This window comes from Borborobacter arsenicus, from assembly GCF_003934165.1.
In the GTDB taxonomy this organism is placed as follows: Bacteria; Pseudomonadota; Alphaproteobacteria; order Rhizobiales; family Rhizobiaceae; genus Pseudaminobacter; species Pseudaminobacter arsenicus.
Map to the genome: position 1 here is coordinate 24,041 of NZ_RKST01000019.1, position 18,277 is coordinate 42,317.

At 62.9% G+C, this 18,277-nt stretch carries 18 protein-coding genes; 13 read left to right on the top strand and 5 right to left on the bottom strand.

The features are described 5' to 3' along the window. Positions 1–200 precede the first annotated feature (200 nt). The 6 genes from cysS (at position 201) to rarD (ending at position 6,394) form a co-directional block, all read left to right on the top strand. Positions 201–1,691, top strand: coding sequence for a cysteine--tRNA ligase (cysS, locus tag EET67_RS19555; protein ID WP_128627898.1), 1,491 nt, complete (start codon positions 201–203; stop codon positions 1,689–1,691). Beyond that, the gene (locus EET67_RS19560; RefSeq protein WP_128627899.1) at positions 1,688–2,071 is read left to right on the top strand and encodes a VOC family protein; all 384 of its coding nucleotides are present in this window, start codon (positions 1,688–1,690) and stop codon (positions 2,069–2,071) included. Before cysS ends, EET67_RS19560 begins: the two co-directional genes overlap by 4 nt. Positions 2,072–2,089: 18 nt before the next feature. Then, positions 2,090–2,590 carry a GFA family protein gene (locus tag EET67_RS19565; RefSeq protein WP_128627900.1) on the top strand — a complete coding sequence of 167 codons (501 nt, stop codon included), beginning with the start codon at positions 2,090–2,092 and terminating at the stop codon, positions 2,588–2,590. Next, a complete protein-coding gene (gene pip, locus EET67_RS19570) occupies positions 2,583–3,542 on the top strand; it encodes a prolyl aminopeptidase (RefSeq protein ID WP_128627901.1) in 960 nt (319 codons plus the stop codon). Before EET67_RS19565 ends, pip begins: the two co-directional genes overlap by 8 nt. Before the next feature lie 217 nt (positions 3,543–3,759). Then, positions 3,760–5,385, top strand: a complete 1,626-nt coding sequence (cimA, locus tag EET67_RS19580) for a citramalate synthase (RefSeq protein WP_128627969.1) — start codon at positions 3,760–3,762, stop codon at positions 5,383–5,385. 73 nt (positions 5,386–5,458) lie between these two features. Then, a complete protein-coding gene (gene rarD, locus EET67_RS19585) occupies positions 5,459–6,394 on the top strand; it encodes an EamA family transporter RarD (protein ID WP_128627903.1) in 936 nt (311 codons plus the stop codon). Between the two features lie 26 nt (positions 6,395–6,420). Here rarD and EET67_RS19590 read toward each other — a convergent pair whose 3' ends face one another. Next, on the bottom strand, positions 6,421–7,032 hold the full coding sequence (locus EET67_RS19590; RefSeq protein ID WP_128627904.1) for an LOG family protein: 612 nt from the start codon (positions 7,030–7,032) through the stop codon (positions 6,421–6,423). Positions 7,033–7,146: 114 nt separating this feature from the next. Between EET67_RS19590 and EET67_RS19595 the strand changes: the two genes are divergently transcribed. From EET67_RS19595 to pssA, 5 genes are all read left to right on the top strand, one after another. Then, positions 7,147–8,649 (top strand): LysM peptidoglycan-binding domain-containing protein, encoded by a 1,503-nt coding sequence (locus tag EET67_RS19595; RefSeq protein WP_128627905.1) that lies wholly within the window; start codon positions 7,147–7,149, stop codon positions 8,647–8,649. 69 nt (positions 8,650–8,718) lie between these two features. Continuing rightward, positions 8,719–9,060 (top strand): ArsR/SmtB family transcription factor, encoded by a 342-nt coding sequence (locus tag EET67_RS19600; protein WP_128627906.1) that lies wholly within the window; start codon positions 8,719–8,721, stop codon positions 9,058–9,060. Further along, positions 9,050–10,933, top strand: a complete 1,884-nt coding sequence (locus EET67_RS19605; RefSeq protein WP_128627907.1) for an ABCB family ABC transporter ATP-binding protein/permease — start codon at positions 9,050–9,052, stop codon at positions 10,931–10,933. Before EET67_RS19600 ends, EET67_RS19605 begins: the two co-directional genes overlap by 11 nt. A gap of 94 nt (positions 10,934–11,027) precedes the next feature. Beyond that, positions 11,028–11,726, top strand: coding sequence for a phosphatidylserine decarboxylase (locus EET67_RS19610; protein WP_128627908.1), 699 nt, complete (start codon positions 11,028–11,030; stop codon positions 11,724–11,726). Between the two features lies 1 nt (position 11,727). Continuing rightward, positions 11,728–12,549, top strand: a complete 822-nt coding sequence (gene pssA / locus EET67_RS19615) for a CDP-diacylglycerol--serine O-phosphatidyltransferase (RefSeq protein WP_128627909.1) — start codon at positions 11,728–11,730, stop codon at positions 12,547–12,549. 11 nt (positions 12,550–12,560) lie between these two features. On the opposite strand, the gene EET67_RS19620 is transcribed toward pssA, so the two are convergent. Together EET67_RS19620 and EET67_RS19625 are read right to left on the bottom strand one after the other, a co-directional pair. Beyond that, entirely contained in the window at positions 12,561–14,807 is a 2,247-nt protein-coding gene (locus EET67_RS19620) for an AMP-binding protein (protein WP_128627910.1), read from the bottom strand. Between the two features lie 533 nt (positions 14,808–15,340). After that, positions 15,341–15,535 carry a hypothetical protein gene (locus EET67_RS19625; protein ID WP_425359536.1) on the bottom strand — a complete coding sequence of 65 codons (195 nt, stop codon included), beginning with the start codon at positions 15,533–15,535 and terminating at the stop codon, positions 15,341–15,343. An 82-nt stretch (positions 15,536–15,617) separates the two neighbouring features. On the opposite strand from EET67_RS19625, the gene EET67_RS19630 reads away from it, so the two are divergent. Continuing rightward, the gene (locus tag EET67_RS19630) at positions 15,618–16,145 is read left to right on the top strand and encodes an OsmC family protein (protein ID WP_128627911.1); all 528 of its coding nucleotides are present in this window, start codon (positions 15,618–15,620) and stop codon (positions 16,143–16,145) included. A gap of 28 nt (positions 16,146–16,173) precedes the next feature. Here the strand turns inward: EET67_RS19630 and EET67_RS19635 are convergent, their stop codons facing one another. Then, complete coding sequence (locus tag EET67_RS19635; protein ID WP_128627970.1) at positions 16,174–16,761, bottom strand: hypothetical protein; 588 nt, start codon at positions 16,759–16,761, stop codon at positions 16,174–16,176. A gap of 151 nt (positions 16,762–16,912) precedes the next feature. After that, positions 16,913–17,674: an SDR family NAD(P)-dependent oxidoreductase gene (locus tag EET67_RS19640; RefSeq protein ID WP_128627912.1), complete on the bottom strand. Its 762-nt coding sequence runs from the start codon at positions 17,672–17,674 to the stop codon at positions 16,913–16,915. A gap of 163 nt (positions 17,675–17,837) precedes the next feature. On the opposite strand from EET67_RS19640, the gene EET67_RS19645 reads away from it, so the two are divergent. Beyond that, positions 17,838–18,263: a DoxX family protein gene (locus tag EET67_RS19645; RefSeq protein WP_128627913.1), complete on the top strand. Its 426-nt coding sequence runs from the start codon at positions 17,838–17,840 to the stop codon at positions 18,261–18,263. Positions 18,264–18,277 lie beyond the last annotated feature (14 nt).

The window sequence follows — 18,277 nt, forward strand, 5'->3', positions numbered from 1 at the left end:
CGGCAACAGCGCCGGCAGCGATAAAGCAGCCATGAAAACGCCTTTCGCCATTTGCGGCATTTGCATTATCGGCTAGCGAAAGCTGGCTCGGACGTTTTCGCCTTTTCTCTCGACAGACAGGACAAACGCCCCGGCCAGCAGGCTGGAAGAATAGGTTTCATCACGCGTGGCGACCTGCCCGCAAACGAACCGGAGTTTGAATGTCGGACGCATTTAGAGGCTTGCGGCTTACCAATACGCTGACACGCACGAAGGAGGACTTCGTGCCGATCGATGCGCGCAATGTGCGCATGTATGTCTGTGGCCCCACGGTCTACGACTTCGCCCATATCGGCAATGCCAGGCCGGTGATCGTCTTCGACGTGCTCTACCGCCTGCTGCGCCAGCTCTACGGCGAGAGCCACGTCACTTATGTGCGCAACATCACCGACGTGGACGACAAGATCAATGCGCGCGCCCTGCGCGATTTTCCCGACCTGCCGCTCAACGAAGCGATCGCCAGGGTCACGGAAAAGACCGCCGACCAGTTTCATGCCGATGTGGCGCGGCTCGGCTGCCTGGAGCCGACATATGAGCCGCGCGCGACCGAGTTCGTTCAACCGCGCGCCGACGGCAAGACCGATATGGTTACGTTGATTCAACGTCTCATCGAACGCGGCCATGCCTATGAAGCCAATGGCGAAGTCCTGTTCGACACCGCTTCGATGCCCGACTATGGCGCGCTCTCCAAGCGCAATCTCGACGAGCAGCAGGCGGGTGCGCGCATCGCCGTCGAGGGGCACAAGAAGAATCCCGGCGACTTCGTTTTGTGGAAGCTTTCCGCCGCCCATGAGCCTGGCTGGGAGGCGCCGTGGGGCCAAGAGGCGTGGGCCGCCACAGGCGGGACCGGGAAGCCAAAAGGTCGGCCGGGCTGGCATATCGAGTGCTCGGCCATGTCGGCGGCCTATCTGGGCGAGGTGTTCGACATCCATGGCGGCGGGCTCGACCTGATCTTCCCGCATCACGAGAACGAGATCGCGCAATCGCGCTGTGCGCATGGCACGCAGGTGATGGCCAATTACTGGCTGCACAACGGCTTCCTGCAGGTCGAGGGTCGCAAGATGTCGAAGAGCGAGGGCAATTTCGTTACCATCCACGAATTGCTGGAGACGGACAGGTTCGGCGGGCGCAAATGGCCGGGCGAGGTGCTGCGGCTTGCCATGCTGATGACGCATTACCGCGAGCCGATCGATTTCTCGGTGCGCAAGCTTGAGGAGGCGGAGGCCGTGCTGGATGGCTGGTATCGCGCCGTCGGCGATACGCCTGTCTCCAACATTTCCTGCGCCGACGTGCTCGGTGCGTTGTGCGACGATCTCGGCACCGCAGGCGCGGTGACGGCGCTGCACGAACTGCGCGCCGAGGCGGCCAAGGGCAGCAGTGGCGCGCAGGCCTGCTTCAAGGCGAGCGCGGCACTTCTGGGCCTGCTGCAGGTGACTGCCGACGAGTGGTTTGCGGCGAAGGCCGCAAATGCCGAGATCGATCGAGAGGCGATCGCCCAGCGTATTGCCGCGCGCCTTGCCTTCATCCGCGACAAGGATTGGGGAGAGGCCGACAAGATCCGCGATGAGCTGCTGGCGCAGGGCGTCCAGCTCAAGGACGGCAAGGACCCCGCCACCGGCGAGCGCGTGACCACCTGGGAGGTGAAACGATGATTGATCATCTGGGCATTTGCGTTGCGGATTTCGATGCGTCCAAGGCCTTCTACGACAAGGTGATGGCGCCGCTTGGCGCCTCGTTCTTGATGATGGTGCCGGCGGAGCATACCGGTGGCGTCAAGGTCGGCGGCTATGGCCGCGAGCGTCCGACCTTCTGGCTGCATGAAGGGGCGGAAACCGGTCCGGGGCGGCACATCGCCTTTTCGGCCCGTTCACGGGCGGAGGTCGATGCCTTCTACGCCGCGGCGATGGCTGCCGGCGGCCGTGACAATGGCGCGCCGGGGCTGCGGCCGCATTACCATCCCGATTATTACGGCGCCTTCGTCTTCGATCCTGACGGCAACAATATCGAAGCCGTCTGCCACCTGCCGGAATGATGCGGGGAGGGCAAAGCCATGAGCCTCGACAACAAGCCGGTGCATACGGGTGGCTGCCAGTGCGGGGCCGTGCGCTTCCGCGTGGAAGGCGCACTCGGCGACGCCTCGGTGTGCCACTGCCGCATGTGCCAGAAGGCGAGCGGCAATTTCTATGCGCCGCTTGTCTCGGTGCGCGAGGCAAAGCTTGAATGGACGCGGGGGCAGCGCAAACTGTTTTCCTCCTCCAACCATGTGTCGCGCGGCTTCTGTGCCGATTGCGGCACACCGCTGACCTATGAGGCCCCGGACGGGCTGGCGCTGATGATCGGCGCTTTCGACGACCCATCGGGGCTAGCGCCGCAGATCCAGTGGGGCACCGAGGCCAAGCTGCCCTATGTCGACGGCGTTCCGGACCTGCCGGGCAAGGACACGATGGCCGATAAGGACGCCGCCGGGTTCCTGGCCACGCTGGTTTCCTACCAGCATCCCGACCACGACACCGATGAATGGCCGCCGAAGGAGAGACAAAAGAATGACTGACGAATTGCGCACGCTCTATCCCGAAATCGAGCCTTTTGACAGCGGTATGCTGGATGTCGGCGACGGCCATCAGGTCTATTGGGAACGCTCCGGCACGCGCGGCGCCAAGCCGGCGGTGTTCCTGCATGGCGGGCCGGGCGGCGGCATCTCGCCCAAGCATAGGCGGCTGTTCGACCCGAAGCTCTACGACGTGATCCTGTTCGACCAGCGCGGCTGCGGGCATTCCACGCCGCATGCCGAGCTCGAAGCCAACACCACCTGGCATCTGGTGGCCGACATGGAGAAGCTGCGCGAAATGGCCGGCTTCGACAAATGGCTGGTATTCGGCGGTTCCTGGGGCTCGACGCTGGCGCTCGCCTATGCCGAGACGCATCCGGAGCGCGTCAGCGAATTGGTGCTGCGCGGCATCTTCACGCTGCGCCGAGCGGAGGTGCAATGGTACTATCAGCATGGTGCCTCGCAGATATTTCCGGAGAAATGGGAGCGCTTCGTGGCGCAGATCCCCGAAGGCGAGCGCCATGATTTCGTCGCCGCCTATCGCAAGCGGCTGACCAGCGACGACCGGCTGGTGCGCGTGGAGGCGGCGAAGGCCTGGAGCCTTTGGGAGGGCGAGACGATTACGCTCCTGCCCGACCCGTCGATGACCACCGCCTTCGGCCAGGACGATTTCGCCGTCGCCTTCGCGCGCATCGAGAACCACTATTTCACCCATGGCGGCTGGCTGGAGGAGGGACAGCTCATCCGCGATGCCGGCAAGCTGAAGGGCATTCCCGGCGTCATCGTGCAGGGACGCTACGATGCCGCCTGTCCGCCGGCGACGGCATGGGCGCTGCACAAGGCCTGGCCGGAGGCCGAGTTCCACATCATCGAGAATGCCGGCCACGCCTATTCCGAACCGGGCATACTGGACCGGCTGATGCGGGCGACCGATCAGTTCGCGGGGACGTCATGAGCTGTCTGGCATTTATCTGGCCTGATAGGTCCACCCCCCTCTGGCCTGCCGGCCATCTCCCCCTCAAGGGGGGAGATCAGCAGAGCCAACTTCGCCACCTATTCTGCAACGTTGGCGATTGGGTGAGGTCGTGGCGAAAGCTAATCTCCCCCCTTGAGGGGGAGATGCCCGGCAGGGCAGAGGGGGGTGGTTCATGTCCGCCAAGGCAAGATTGGGCATGGCAATGACCGTGAAACAACGCATTTATCTCTACGACACCACGCTGCGTGACGGCCAGCAGACGCCGGGTATCGACTTTTCGGTGGAAGACAAGCTGGCGGTGGCCAAGATGCTGGACGAGTTCGGCCTCGATTATGTCGAGGGCGGCTATCCTGGCGCCAATCCGACCGATACGGCGTTTTTCACCGGAAAGCGCACCAAGCGGGCGAAGTTTTCCGCTTTCGGCATGACCAAGCGGGCGGGCGTCTCTGTGTCGAACGACCCGGGACTGGCCGTTCTCTTGCAGGCCGAGGCGGACACCGTGTGCTTCGTCGCCAAGAGCTGGGACTATCATGTGCGCGTGGCGCTCGGCTGTTCCAATGAAGAGAATCTGGAAGCGATTGCAGCGTCGGTCGAGGCGGCACGCGACGCCGGCAGGGAAGCGCTGGTCGATTGCGAGCATTTCTTCGACGGCTTCAAGGCCAATCCAGACTACGCGCTGGCTTGCGCGCGCACCGCATTTGAGGCTGGCGCGCGCTGGGTGGTGCTGTGCGACACCAATGGCGGAACTCAACCCTCGGAAGTGCGCACAATTGTCGAACAAGTCATAGCGTGTGGTATTCCGGGCGAAAATCTCGGCATTCACGCCCATGACGATACCGGGCAGGCGGTGGCCAATTCGCTTGCCGCGGTGGAGGCCGGGGTGCGCCAGATCCAGGGCACGCTGAATGGCATCGGCGAGCGCTGCGGCAATGCCGACCTGATCACGATCATTCCCACACTGATGCTGAAGCCTGCCTTCGCCGACCGCTTTGAGACCGGCATTTCGGCTGAGGCGCTTGCCGGCGTCTCCAGGCTGTCGCGCGGCTTCGACGAATTGCTCAACCGTGCGCCGGAAGCGCAGGCGCCCTATGTCGGCGCCTCGGCCTTCGCCACCAAGGCCGGCATCCATGCCTCGGCGCTGGCCAAGGAGCCGCAGACCTATGAGCATGTACCGCCGGAATCGGTCGGCAACCGGCGCAGGGTCATGGTGTCGGACCAGGGCGGCAGGGCGAATTTCGTCACCGAACTGAAACGGCGCGGCATTGAAATACCGAAGGACGGCCATAAGCTTGATGCGCTGATCGCCGTGGTCAAGGAGCGCGAGGCCGAGGGCTACGCCTATGAGGGTGCGGATGCGAGCTTCGAGCTCCTGGCGCGGCGCATGCTGCATACGGTGCCGGATTTCTTCCGCGTCACCAGCTTTCGCTGCATGGTCGAGCGGCGCTTCGACGCCAATGGCGTGCTGAAGACGATCTCCGAAGCGGTGGTCAAGGTGACCATCGATGGCGAGGAGAAGATGTCGGTTGCCGAGGGCAGGGGGCCGGTCAATGCGCTTGACGTTGCCCTGCGCAAGGATCTTGGCAAGTTCCAGACCGAGATCGGTGACCTGGAACTGGCTGACTACAAGGTGCGCATCCTCAATGGCGGCACCGAGGCGGTGACGCGGGTCCTGATCGAATCGCGCGATTCGACCGGTGCGCGCTGGTCGACGGTGGGTGTCTCCGACAACATCATCGACGCTTCCTTCCAGGCGCTGATGGATTCCATCGTCTACAAGCTGATGAAGAACCGCGAAATGGCGGGTCTGGTGGCCGCCGAATAGCCATCAGCCATATGCGACGATCGATCAGAACTTTGAAATGGTGCTTGCTCTCCAATGGGCGCATAGGGAACCCATGACAGTGCAGACAACCACAAGCAGCGACCCGGCGAGCCGGGGGTTCTTCTATGCCCTTTCGGCTTATTCCCTTTGGGGCTTCCTTCCGCTTTTCCTGAAGGCGGTGGCGCATATTCCTGCAACCGAAGTGGTGGCGCACCGGATATTGTGGTCGGTGCCGGTCGCGGGGGTCGTGCTGCTGGTGCTCGGCCGCACGAAGGATGTGATGGCGGCGCTGCGCTCACCGCGCACGATGGTGATGGCGGCAGTCACTGCGGCCATCATTGCGCTCAACTGGGGCATCTATGTCTGGGCAATCGCGGTGGAGCGCACCGTGGAGTCGGCGCTCGGTTATTACATCAATCCGCTGGTCAGCGTCGCCATGGGGGCCGTGCTGCTCGGCGAGCGGATGAACCGGATGCAGATGGCAGCCATCGGTCTGGCCACGGTCGCCGTTTGCTTCCTGGCTGTCGATGCCGGCGGGGTGCCCTGGGTCTCGCTGTCGCTTGCCTTCACTTTTGCCACCTATGGCTATCTGCGCAAGACGCTGCCCATCGGCCCAAGCCAGGGCTTCTTCCTGGAAGTGCTGATCCTGTGCCTGCCGGCGCTTGCCTATGTCGTATGGCTGCAGATGCGAGGGGAAAGCCATCTTCTGCCCTCGCAGCCCTATGACTTCGCCCTGCTCTTGGCCTGCGGACCGATCACCGCCGTGCCGCTGCTGCTCTATGCATTCGGTGCCAAGTTGCTGCGGCTGAGCACCCTTGGCCTGATGCAATATATCGCGCCGACAATGATCTTCCTGATCGCGATATTTGTTTTCAACGAACCGTTTGACGGCGTGCGCGTCGTCGCCTTCGCACTGATCTGGTCGGCGCTTGCGATCTACACCTGGTCGACGTTTTTCGTCCATGAACGCCCGGCGGTTGCAGAGCAGGTAGTCACGCCGGACAAGTAATGAAGCTTGGCGCTGAAGGCGGCTAGCTACATCTTGTCGATGACCGACTGCACGCCGGTGGTCGGCGTATCGACCGCCGCGCCCTCCGCGAGGATTGCCGCGACGATGGCCTCGGGCTTGTCGATTACCAGCGGCTTGACCAGATGCGAGGTGTGCACGAAGCCCTGGTCCTTCATGTGGTCGATGAGCGCCAGCATCGGGTTCCAGAAGCCGGCGACATTGCCGAAAACGATCGGCTTGCGGTGATTGCCGAGTTGGGCCCAGGTCATGATCTCGACGATCTCTTCCAGCGTGCCGATGCCGCCGGGAAGCGCCACGAAAGCATCCGACTTCTCGAACATCGCATGTTTGCGTTCATGCATGTTTTCGGTGACGAGGATTTCGTCGAACCGGTCGAGCGCGCTTTCGGTGGCTTCCTTGTTCACGAGAAAGCGCGGGATAATGCCAGTGATCTTGCCGCCGGCCCGGTAGGCACCGTCCGCCACCGCGCCCATGATGCCCTTGGTGCCGCCGCCATAGACGAGCCGCAGGCCAGCCTCGGCGATCGAGCGTCCAAGCACATGCCCTGCCTTGAGATACAGGCCATTGATGCCCGGCGAGGAACCGCAATAAACGCAGATCGATCGAATCGTCTTCATCCGCTTATTCGTGGTTGTCTTGGCCGCTTTGGTCAAGCTTGGAGTCGGGCTTTTTCTTGTAGCCCTCGCCAAAACAGGATAGACCCGGCGAAGGTGGCTAAGTGTTGGGGTACCATGGCAGGCACAGCAGTAAGAGCCTTGTTGTTTTTGGCAGGTGGCGTCGCTGCCGCGGCTGTGACGGCCTATGTGTCCGGCGCGCTCGATCCATATCTGGGCAAGCCGGAGGTGGTCGCGGCGACGCCGGATGCTTCCGCGGCGGCAAAAGCGGATTCCAAGACGGCAAGGCTGCCCGGTGAAAGCAAGGAAGCTCCCTCGCAGCCTTCGGCGACGTTGGCCGGTCCGGAAGGCGCTGAGGCCGCAAAGCCCGCGGACACGAAGGCGCCTTCTGCCGACACGGCTGGACAGGAGAAGCAGGCAAAGGACATTCTGGCGCCGTCCTTCGATGTCGTGCGGGCCGAGCCCGACGGGTCGATCGTCATCGCCGGCAAGGCAGCGCCCAACTCCAAGGTCGAGATCGTCATTGGCGCCGAAGTGATCGGCAATGCGACAGCCGGGCCGGAGGGGGATTTCGCGGTCGCACTCGATGAAAATCTGAAGCCTGGCAACCACCAGATCGTGCTGCGTTCGACCGCCCCTGACAATGTAGTGGCAACCTCGCCCGAAACCGCGATCGTATCCATCCCCGAAACGAAAGACGGGCAGGTCTTGGCGCTGGTCGAGCAGCCCGGCGTGCCAAGCAAGCTGATTTCGGTGCCCGAGCCGGAAAAGCAGGCCGAAGCGAAGGCCGACAGCAAGGCGTCTCAGCCCTCGGATCAGAATGCTGCTACAACGCAGGCACCGCCTGTGGCGCAGGAAGAAAAGGCCAATACACCTTCCGGGCAGGCAGGCGAGCAACAGGCGGCTGTCTCCCCGGCACCGTCTGCGGCTGAGCCGAAGCCCGGCGAGCCCATGGTCAAGGTCGAAGCGGTGGAGATCGAGGGGCGCAAGATATTCATCGCCGGTGCCGCCGATCCAGGCCGCAAGGTGCGCGCCTATGCCAACGATATCCTGCTGGGGGAGGTGATCACCTCGCCGGGCGGGCGCTTCCTGATCGAAACCGAGCGTGATTTGCCGGTCGGTGACTACATCATCCGTGTCGACGGGCTGGAGCCGGATGGGGCCAAGGTGGTGACCCGGGCGGCCGTTCCGTTCGAACGCGAGCCGGGAGAAGCGATTTCGGCGGTCGCGCCGGACGCCAATGCGCCGGAAGGCGGACAAGCAGCGGATGCTGCGGCAGCCGCGCCAGGCGACGCTGGCGAGAAGGCAGCGGCGGCACCGGCCCTGCCTGCCGGAGCCGGCGAGATTGCCGCCACGGCGCCTGAGGCTCTTGCCCCGAAGCTGGAAAACGTCGATGGCGCGGTCATCATCCGTCGTGGCGATTCGCTGTGGCGCATATCCCGCCGTGTCTATGGGCTCGGTGTCCGTTACTCCACGATCTATCTCGCCAATCAGGAGCAGATCAGGGACCCGGACATGATCTGGCCGGGCCAGGTCTTCAAGGTACCGGAGAAGACGCGGGAGGGCGAGGCGGCCGACATGGAAGCCATCGGCAGCCAGGCAACGACCGCGCCCCGATAATCGCAGCTGTTGCAGAAATCCGGTTCATCGTCTATCGTCGATGGACGATGAATTGCCGGTGCACCGGAGATGACTGACTGCCGACCGGCTGAAACAAACCTGATCGCTGCGCGGTTTGCCGCCCTGTCGCACCCTGCCCGTATCTCAATTCTGCGGCATCTGGCGCAGGCGCAATGCTGTTGCTGCAAGGACGTGGTCGAACAACTCGACCTTGCGCAATCGACGGTGTCGCAGCATCTGAAGATATTGGTGGAAGCAGGCCTCGTGCGTCTTTCGCCAGAAGGGCAGCGTTCGCTTTACGAGATCGACCGGGACGCCCTTGCGGGGTTTTCCGCGTCATTTGCCACGCTGGTGGAAGATTGTTGTTCTGCCAGCCCAGCCAATACAGAGACTGACAATTTTGGCCGATAAGACCGTTTCAGCCGATTCCGGCTCCACGCTTAAAACGCTGGTCAATCTATGGCCCTATATGTGGCCATCGGACCGCCCCGACCTGAAAGCCCGTGTGGTATGGGCGACGTTCTATCTGTTTGTCGCCAAGTTCATACTGGTGGGGGTGCCCTATTTCTTCAAATGGGCGACCAATGCGCTTGCCGGTGACAATGCACCGCTGCCGCCGCTGCCGGATTTCCTGCTTGGGCCGGTGATGCTGGTCATCGCCTACAATGTCGTGCGGCTGGTGCAGCTTGGCTTCAACCAGCTCCGGGATGCGCTTTTTGCCCGGGTCGGCCAGCATGCGGTGCGCCAGCTTGCCTACAAGACCTTCGTCCACATGCACAATCTGTCGCTGCGCTTTCATCTCGAGCGGCGCACCGGCGGCCTGTCGCGCATCATCGAGCGCGGCACCAAGGGCATCGAGACGATCGTCCGTTTCACCATCCTCAACAGCCTGCCGACCATACTGGAATTTGCCCTGACGGCGGTGATCTTCGCCATCGCCTATGGCTGGCTCTATGTGCTGGTGGTGGCGGTCACCGTGGCGATCTACACCTGGTTTACCGTCTGGGCGAGCGATTGGCGCATCGGCATCCGCCGCGAGATGAACGATTCTGACACCGACGCCAACACCAAGGCGATCGATTCGCTGCTGAATTTCGAGACGGTCAAATATTTCAACAATGAGCGCATGGAAGCGCAGCGTTTCGATCGTTCGATGCAGCGCTATGAGGTGGCAGCGACGAAGACCTGGACCTCGCTCGGCTGGCTCAATTTCGGGCAGGGCGCGATCTTCGGCGCCGGCATGGCGATTGTCATGTGGATGTCGGCGCTGGAAGTGATGGCCGGCACGCAGACGATCGGTGATTTCGTCTTCATCAACGCCATGCTGATGCAGCTTTCGGTGCCGCTGAATTTCATAGGCTTCATCTATCGCGAGATTCGCCAGGGCCTGACCGACATCGAGCAGATGTTTGCCCTGCTCGATGTGAAGCAGGAGGTGGTGGACCAGCCGCAGGCAAGGCCCCTTGCCGTGTCCCATGGCGCGGTCGAGTTCCGCGACGTGCATTTCTCCTACGATCCGGCGCGCCCGATCCTGAAGGGGGTCAGCTTCGAGGTGCCGGCCGGCAAGACGATTGCCATCGTCGGCCCTTCGGGCGCGGGCAAGTCGACCATCTCGCGGTTGCTGTTTCGCTTCTACGACATCCAGAGCGGCTCGGTGCTGATCGACGGGCAGGACATACGCGATGTGACGCAGGAGAGCCTGCGCGCGGCGATTGGCATGGTGCCGCAGGACACGGTGCTGTTCAACGACACTATTGCCTACAATATCCGCTATGGCCGTACCGATGCGAGTGACGAGGAGGTGAAGAAGGCGGCCGAACTTGCACAGATCGGCGCATTCATCGACCGCCTGCCCGACGGCTACAAGGCCATGGTCGGCGAGCGTGGGTTGAAGCTTTCGGGCGGCGAAAAGCAGCGCGTGGCCATCGCTCGCACGATCCTCAAGGCGCCGCCTATCCTGATGCTGGACGAGGCGACGTCAGCCCTCGATACGCATACCGAGCAGGAGATCCAGGCCGCGCTCGACCTGGTCAGCCGCGGGCGAACGACGATCGTGATCGCCCATCGGCTCTCGACGGTGATCGGCGCCGATGAGATCATCGTGCTCAAGGATGGACGCATTGCCGAGCGCGGCACGCATCTGGCGCTGCTGCGCAAGGAAGGGCTTTATGCCTCCATGTGGGCTCGCCAGCGTGAGGCGAGCGAGGCCGAGGAGCGGTTGCGCATCGCCCGCGAGAGCGACGATTTGGGCATAGTCACCCGCCGCCGCACTGCAGAAGTTTGAGTGCGGAAGCGCCGATCCGCTGCAATGTCGCGTTGCGATGGGCGAGTGTTTCCGGTAAGCAGGCGCCAACTGAATTGGAGCCTGCCCCCGCCCTATGAGCCTTGTCGATACGATCAGGAATACACTCGTGCCCGTTCATCGGGAGGGATATCCGTTCATCGGGGCGTTTTTTGCGGCAACGCTGATCCTGGGCTATTTTTCGACCAGCCTGTTCTGGATCGGCCTGATCCTGACGGCGTGGTGCGCCTATTTCTTCCGCGACCCGCAGCGCGTGACGCCGGTTGATGACCGATTGGTGATAAGTCCCGCCGACGGGATCGTCTCTGCCGTCGGGCCGGCAGTGCCGCCTCGCGAGCTTGGCCTCGGAACCACGGAAATGACCCGTATTTCGGTGTTCATGAATGTCTTTTCCTGTCATGTGAACCGCGCGCCGGTGCGCGGCCGCATCACAAGGATCGAACACCGGCCCGGCAAGTTCCTGAATGCCGACCTCGACAAGGCAAGCAGCGAAAACGAGCGCAACGGGCTGGTTATCGAAAGCCCGAATGGAACCGTGGCTGCCGTGCAGATCGCCGGCCTGGTGGCACGACGAATCGTCTGCTGGGCCGAGGCAGAGAGCAATATCGGGGTCGGCGAACGCTTCGGGCTGATCCGCTTCGGCTCGCGTGTCGATGTGTTCCTGCCCCTGGGTGCCACGGCGCGTGTGGCGGTCGGCCAGACGGCGGTCGCAGGCGAAACCGTCATCGCCGAGTTTGGTGGCGATCCCGCAACCCTTCTGGCGCGGGTCTCCTGAGATGGCCCGGCCGTTCCAACCCTTCGAGAGTTATGGCCGCGGCGGTCCCCGTATTCGTGAAATTCCCCTGCGGCTGGTCCTACCCAACCTGATCACCGTGCTGGCCATATGCGCAGGGCTTTCGGGCATCCGGCTTGCCTTCGAACTGCGCTTCGAGACGGCGGTGGTGATGGTGCTGATTGCCGCCTTCCTGGACGGCATCGACGGTCGCATCGCACGTATGCTGAAGGCGACGTCCAAATTCGGCGCACAGATGGATTCGCTTGCCGACATCGTCAATTTCGGTGTCGCGCCGGCCTTGGTGCTTTATGCCTTCCTGCTCGATCGCGCCGGCTCGCCGGGCTGGATTGCCGCTCTTCTGTTTGCCATTGCCTGCGGATTGCGGCTGGCGCGCTTCAACGTGCTTGAGGAAGACCACAACCGGCCTGCCTGGGAAGGGGAGTATTTCGTCGGCGTTCCGGCTCCAGCCGGCGCCGTCATCGTCATGCTGCCGATCTATCTGGTGTTCATCGGCGCGCTGCAGGCCGGCCCCATGCTGGGTTTCGTCAGCTCCGGTTTCACCGTGCTCGTCGCCTTCCTGCTGGTCAGCCGCTTGCCGATCTATACCGGCAAGAAACTGCGGGTGCCAGGCGACAAGGTATTGCCGCTGATCCTGGGCATATCGTTCTTCGTGCTGCTGCTGGTCACCTATCCGTGGCAGACACTGTCCGTCTCGGTGATCGCCTATCTGCTGTTTCTGCCGCTGAGCGCCCGAGCTTATTTTCGCCGGGCCAAGATCGAGGACGCGAAAGCGGCCGCGGAAGAAGCCGACAAAATTCCTTAACAAGCGAAATCCTATGCGGCGGCCACGATTCCGAGCCGCTGCAGCGCCATTTGTCTGACCGCGGCATAGTCGATCCGTCCGGAATCGAGCCGGGGCAGGTCCGCGATCGTGATGATGTCATGCGGGATTAACCGGTCGCTCGCCCCGGCAAGCCTGCCGAATTGCCGCAGCAGATCGGGCTCGTCGGCGGTGGTGACCAGCGTGACCTGTTCGCCCTTGTGCTTATCGGGAACGGCGATGGCCGCATGCTGGCCATCGGGCCAGAGCTGACAGGCAAGGGCTTCGACCGCGTCGAGGGAAACGATCTCGCCGCCGACGCTGGCAATGCGCCCGGCGCGGCCCATCACGGTCAGGAATCCTTCGCGGTCGACGTCGACGATATCGCCGGTGTCGTGCCAGCCATCGCCCAAAGCCTGGAGCACGCCGGGTTGCGAGGCGCGCATATAGCCGAGCATCAGATTGGGCCCCTGGATCAGCAGGCGACCGGCCTGCGGGATGCCGCTGACCGGTTCAAGCTTCATGCGCATGCCCGGAAGCAGACGGCCGGCCGTGCCCTCCCGGTTGTGGGTGGCGGTGTTGATGGAAACGACAGGAGCAGCCTCGGTCAGGCCAAAACCTTCCACGATGCGCGCGCCAAAGCGCTCACGCCAGATGCGCCGGGTCTCGTCATCGACAGTTCCGGTGCCGACCATGGCGAAACGCAGGCCCGAAAGGTTGAAGTTTTCCGCAAGCCGGCCATGGGCGGCGAGGGACGTGTCGTTGCCCAGGATGATGCTTGGCCTGATCTTTGCCGCAATGGCTGCTTCCCGCTGCGAACCGAGGGCTTCGCGGTCAAGCAGAAGCCTGGCTCCCGCCAGAAGCGGCAGGACAATGCCGCCGGTGAGGCTGAAGGTGCGCGATACAGGCAGGAGGTTGAGCAGGCTGTCGTCAAGACCGATGCTGAGGCGCGCCTCAAGCTGGCGGGCATTGGCCAGAAGATTGGCGTGCGACAGCACGACCGCCTTGGGATCCGCCTCCCGGCCGGAAGTGAACAGAATTGCGGCCGGCGTCGCCGCTTCCTGGCGCATATGGACGGGCCACCACCACAAGGCTGCCGCCACGAGTTTTTCAGCGATCGTGATGTTCTTGCGGACGTCTTCCAGCCAGACGAACTTTGCACCGCCTTTTTCTGCCGCCTCAACGGCTTGCGAGAGGCCGGCATTGGCAATGAAGCTGCGTGAGGAGACGACGGTGCGCACAAGCGCGGTGCGAATGGCGGTGGTGATGCCGGCTGATTGCGTCTCGGGCTTGATCATTGCCGCAACGCGGTCGCCGGACCAGAGCGCAAGGAGCGAGACTACCATGTCGGCAGTGTTCGGCAGCAGCACGCCGACGGCTTCGCCCGGCGCGGTCACGGAGGCAAAGCGATGGCCAAATGTGCGGGCGCCGACAAAAAGCTGCCTGTAGCTCAGCGTTGCGTGCATCCGGCCCGATTCGGCTTGCTCAAAGCTCTCGACGATCGGGTGGTGTGGGCCATAGCGGAAGGCTGCGTCGCGGAGTGCCAGGAACAGGCTGCGCTTTGGATCGGGTGCGGCAAGGCGAGCTTCCGCCAGGCGGTCGAACAGGGCATTCGATGCGCGAGCTGGCTGCTTGATACTGAGCGCCATCAGCTCGGCGATGGTTATCGGCTCCAGCGTATTGACGGAAAGGCGCGGGAAAAGCCGCCTGCGCCCGTCTGTCGCCCTGCTGCGGGAAAAAGGCAGATATCGCGCCTCGCCGACGAATATCGGCACAACCTTCGCATCGGCCCGCAGCGCGATGCGTGCCACGGCACGAAATAGCCGATAGGTCTTTGTGTCGGGCTCGATGGTGTCGGGCAGGTAGACGGCAAGGCGGCCCCTGCCTTTCAGGACGCGCACCAGGCGCCGGCTGACGAAGACATGCTCGGCCTTGAAGACGATGGTGCGGGCGAGGGCCCGCCATGGCTCCAGCCAGGGCGAGCGTGCGGATTCATCGTCGAGGATATGCAGCGTATCCTCCGGCAGCAGTGAAAGCATCAGGGCCGGATCGAGACGGGATTGATGCGTGATCGCGTAGATGACGGGGGTCTGCACCGCGCGCGCAGCGCGGACTTTTCGGTCGCGGATGCGATAGACGAGCTTCAGCGGCACATAAAGCAGTGCCTGGCGAAACCCCAGTCGAAGTCGGACAATCTGGAGAATGGCCACAGCCAGATAGGCTGCGACGATACCCAGCGCGATGCTGCTGGCAAGGATCATGCCGCACTCCCCATGCGTGTCCTACTTGCGGTTCTCGCGACCGCCTGGGATGAGAAAACTAGACGAAGGTGCGCGAAGGTCAATGCAGGCATTTTCATTCACCAGGCGGACATTCCAAGAATGTTGGGTGGCCTTCTTGCCTGCGCAAAGAAAAAAGCCGGCGCGAGGCCGGCTTTGAGTAAGGGTTGGACGGGTGAGGGGGATGGGGGGTGGTGTACCCGTCCGCCAAGAGAACGCACGGGAGGCAAAAGGGTTCCCGCAATTAGGGTCAGGACCTATTAATATGATCGAAAATGGCGCCTGAAACGGCGATGAGATGCCAGGAGAAGCCCGCCGGTCGATGTGGTTCATCGGCCAAGGGCCTCGACGCCGCAGCTCGAAGCCGTTTCGGCGTCCTTCGGATGTGGTCCCTCTGGCCGGCTACTTTGTTGAAAAGGCTTGAAAATGACGACATTTCCTGCGCCTTTTCTCCTCGTATCCAGCCAGATGGTCTCACACCATTTCGACCAGATTAACAGGTCCTGACCCTAGCTTCAGCGCATCAAGCCATGCGTGGCCGTCGAGCCTTCATTCCAGTCGCGCCCCGCATGTGAAAAGACTGCGGCGAGCACGATCGTGCCGCCGAAGAGATTGGCCGCCGGCGGAATTTCCGCCAGAAATGACGGAAGCCAGGGCGAATGACGCACCGAACGCCGCAAGCAGCGCGGCGTCGCGGATCGATATTTCACAACACCCGCCTGGTTGCCTTACTTGGGCAAGGCAGGCACATGCGTGGTAGAGTGGCTTCCCGCGCATGTGAGAGGTTAACCCATGGACGCCGCCCAACTGAAAGCCTTGCAGACGCCGTTGAAGGAGGCTTACCGGGACGATGCTGCCCAGGCGCTGATAACGCTTCGCGCAAAGGGCTCGATCGATGACCAGACAATCGCCTGCAAGGTCGAGACTGGACGGGCAATGGCCGTTGCCGGCCTGCATCCGGCGACGGGTGGCACCGGGCTTGAGCTTTGCTCCGGCGACATGCTGTTGGAAGCGCTGGTTGCCTGCGCAGGGGTGACATTGCGGGCGGTAGCCACCGCGCTGGAATTCAGGCTGCACGCCGGCACGGTGGAGGCGCAGGGTGATCTTGATTTCCGCGGCACGCTTGGCGTGGCCAAGGATGCGCCGGTGGGGTTTCGCGCCATCCGCCTGCGCTTCGACCTGGAGACGGACGAGCCGCAGGAGCGCATCGACACGCTGCTTAAGCTGACCGAGCGCTACTGCGTGGTGTTCCAGACGCTCAATGCAAAGCCTGATCTTTCAGTGACGGTGCAGGCACAACGGCCAACCGCCCGGATGTGAGGCCGGGCGGGGTGTTGGCCGGAAAAGGTCAATTCGCGGCGAAGCAGTAGAAAAGACCGTCGCCGCCGGTTCCCTTCAACGCATCCTGGCTGCAGCCGCCGCGCGATGCATGCGAAGAGTTCCACGATTTCGCTGGGGGAGAATCATCGAGCCCCATGCGGTCGTGGTGGCCCATCATTGCAGCCCCTTCGGTTCCGTCCATGCTCCAGTCGCCGCAGGTCTGGTCGGCGGCCTTGGTGCCGTCCGGCATCGATCCGGTCAGGATATCGTGCCGATTGGGCTCGTCGCCGCGACCGTTGATGACGGTGCCCTTCTCATCGAGCGCCGTCTGCTTGTTGATGCCGTTGGCATCGCTGTGCAGCGAGGCGACATCGTCGGCAATCTTTTCGCCCTTGGCGTTGAACCAGGGGCCAGCGCCTATGCGGTCGCGCGCGTCGGTGTCACTGGTCGAAAGATAGGCATGCCAGGTCTTGCCTGAGCTGCCGGCAGCTTCTGCCAGTTGCTGGCAATGGGCATCGGCGCCTGCAAGGCCGCCCAGATTGGCGCCCTTGCCCGGCCCCTGGCTGGTGACGAAGAAACTCATCGACGTGTCTTGCGCGCTGGCCGCCGACATCATGGCCGCAATGCCTGCGGCCGCTAGAACAGCAAGATGTTTCACGGATTTCCTCCCGGTTTTCGGTCCCCACCCGGAAGAAAACGTTAGGGCGCACCTACATAAGCAGCCAATCACAACCCCGTGTTGAAGATGTGAACGGTGCGCGGCCGGACTACTCCGGCATCCGGTAGGAGACCCAGCGCTGCGGCTTGGCCTGGAAAATCCGGCCGGTTTCCGTCAGTTCAGGGCTCGCCAGCGGCAAAATATTGGCCGCGATCTCGGATGGGTGCGGCAGCGTGGCCGGATCTTCGCCGGGCGCCGCCTGCGCACGCATGGCTGTGCGGGTGCGGCCCGGATCGACGCAATTGACCCTGAGCTTCATGTTCCGGGTTTCGTCGGCCCAGGAGCGCCCCAGCGCCTCGACCGCGGCCTTGGAGGCGGCATAGGGCGCCCAGAAGGCACGGGCGGAATGGGCTGCTCCCGAAGACAACAGGATGGCGCGCCCGGCATCCGAAAGCCGCAGCAGGGGATCGACCGAGCGGATCAACCGCCAGGTTGCGGTGACATTGACGGCCATGACCTTGTCGAACACCTTGGCCTCGACATGGCCAATAGGGGCGATGACGCCAAGCACGCCGGCATTGGCAACGAGAATGTCGAGCTTGCCCCAGCGGTCGTTGATGGCGCCGCCGAGCCGGTCGATGCCCTGCATGTCGGTGAGGTCGAGCGGCACCAGCGTCGCCTCGCCACGCCCGGTCCTGGCTCTCTCCGCCTTGATCTCGTCGTCGAGTTCCTCAAGGCCGCCAACGGTGCGGGCAACGGCGATGACATGGGCTCCCGCCGCCGCCATCTGCCTGGCGATGTGATAGCCGATGCCACGCGATGCACCAGTGACCAGCGCTATACGGTTGGAAAGGTCGGGAGCAGGGGTCATAAGGATTTCCAGTTCGAATATGCGGTATCAGATAGGACGAAACCGCAAAATAAGGAACCCTGCAACGGCTGATCCATTTTGCCCCAGTGCGGGGGATTCCCGGTGCATCGGGACGGACCGCGATGCCCCTGGAACAGACAATTTATCGCAGGAGGGGAAATCCATGAGCAGAACCGTTGCAATCCTGATCGCAAGGCTGATCTTCGCCGGCATTTTTGCCATGGCGGCAGCATTCAAATTCGCCGGAATGGCAGACACTGCCGCTTACATCGCTGCGGCCGGCTTTCCGTTTCCATTGCTGCTGGCGTGGCTCGCGGCGTTCTTCGAGCTTGCGCTGGTGCTTGCCTTCCTGACCGGAGCGTATTTTTCCGAGGCGGCACTTTTGGCCGGTGTCTATGTAATCTTCCTGGCCTTTGCCTTCCACGGCCCATCACATTGGCAAGGCAATCAGGCCGAGTTCGGCTTCTTTGTCGACCACTTCACCTTCCTGGCCGGCCTGCTCTTCGCGGCCGTGCACGGGCCGGGCGAAAAGCTGGCGTTGCACAATGGCTTGATCTGGAAAGGCGAATCCGTTTCTGGCCGACTCTGAGCCAGTGATCGCAC

What these genes read in the sequence shown, in the direction of transcription:
- cysS (WP_128627898.1), top strand. Translation starts at nt 201, where the DNA reads ATGTCGGACGCATTTAGAGGCTTGCGGCTTACCAATACGCTGACACGC.
- EET67_RS19560 (WP_128627899.1), top strand. Translation starts at nt 1,688, where the DNA reads ATGATTGATCATCTGGGCATTTGCGTTGCGGATTTCGATGCGTCCAAG.
- EET67_RS19565 (WP_128627900.1), top strand. Translation starts at nt 2,090, where the DNA reads ATGAGCCTCGACAACAAGCCGGTGCATACGGGTGGCTGCCAGTGCGGG.
- pip (WP_128627901.1), top strand. Translation starts at nt 2,583, where the DNA reads ATGACTGACGAATTGCGCACGCTCTATCCCGAAATCGAGCCTTTTGAC.
- cimA (WP_128627969.1), top strand. Translation starts at nt 3,760, where the DNA reads ATGGCAATGACCGTGAAACAACGCATTTATCTCTACGACACCACGCTG.
- rarD (WP_128627903.1), top strand. Translation starts at nt 5,459, where the DNA reads ATGACAGTGCAGACAACCACAAGCAGCGACCCGGCGAGCCGGGGGTTC.
- EET67_RS19590 (WP_128627904.1), bottom strand. Translation starts at nt 7,032, where the DNA reads ATGAAGACGATTCGATCGATCTGCGTTTATTGCGGTTCCTCGCCGGGC.
- EET67_RS19595 (WP_128627905.1), top strand. Translation starts at nt 7,147, where the DNA reads ATGGCAGGCACAGCAGTAAGAGCCTTGTTGTTTTTGGCAGGTGGCGTC.
- EET67_RS19600 (WP_128627906.1), top strand. Translation starts at nt 8,719, where the DNA reads ATGACTGACTGCCGACCGGCTGAAACAAACCTGATCGCTGCGCGGTTT.
- EET67_RS19610 (WP_128627908.1), top strand. Translation starts at nt 11,028, where the DNA reads ATGAGCCTTGTCGATACGATCAGGAATACACTCGTGCCCGTTCATCGG.
- pssA (WP_128627909.1), top strand. Translation starts at nt 11,728, where the DNA reads ATGGCCCGGCCGTTCCAACCCTTCGAGAGTTATGGCCGCGGCGGTCCC.
- EET67_RS19620 (WP_128627910.1), bottom strand. Translation starts at nt 14,807, where the DNA reads ATGATCCTTGCCAGCAGCATCGCGCTGGGTATCGTCGCAGCCTATCTG.
- EET67_RS19630 (WP_128627911.1), top strand. Translation starts at nt 15,618, where the DNA reads ATGGACGCCGCCCAACTGAAAGCCTTGCAGACGCCGTTGAAGGAGGCT.
- EET67_RS19635 (WP_128627970.1), bottom strand. Translation starts at nt 16,761, where the DNA reads ATGATGTCGGCGGCCAGCGCGCAAGACACGTCGATGAGTTTCTTCGTC.
- EET67_RS19640 (WP_128627912.1), bottom strand. Translation starts at nt 17,674, where the DNA reads ATGACCCCTGCTCCCGACCTTTCCAACCGTATAGCGCTGGTCACTGGT.
- EET67_RS19645 (WP_128627913.1), top strand. Translation starts at nt 17,838, where the DNA reads ATGAGCAGAACCGTTGCAATCCTGATCGCAAGGCTGATCTTCGCCGGC.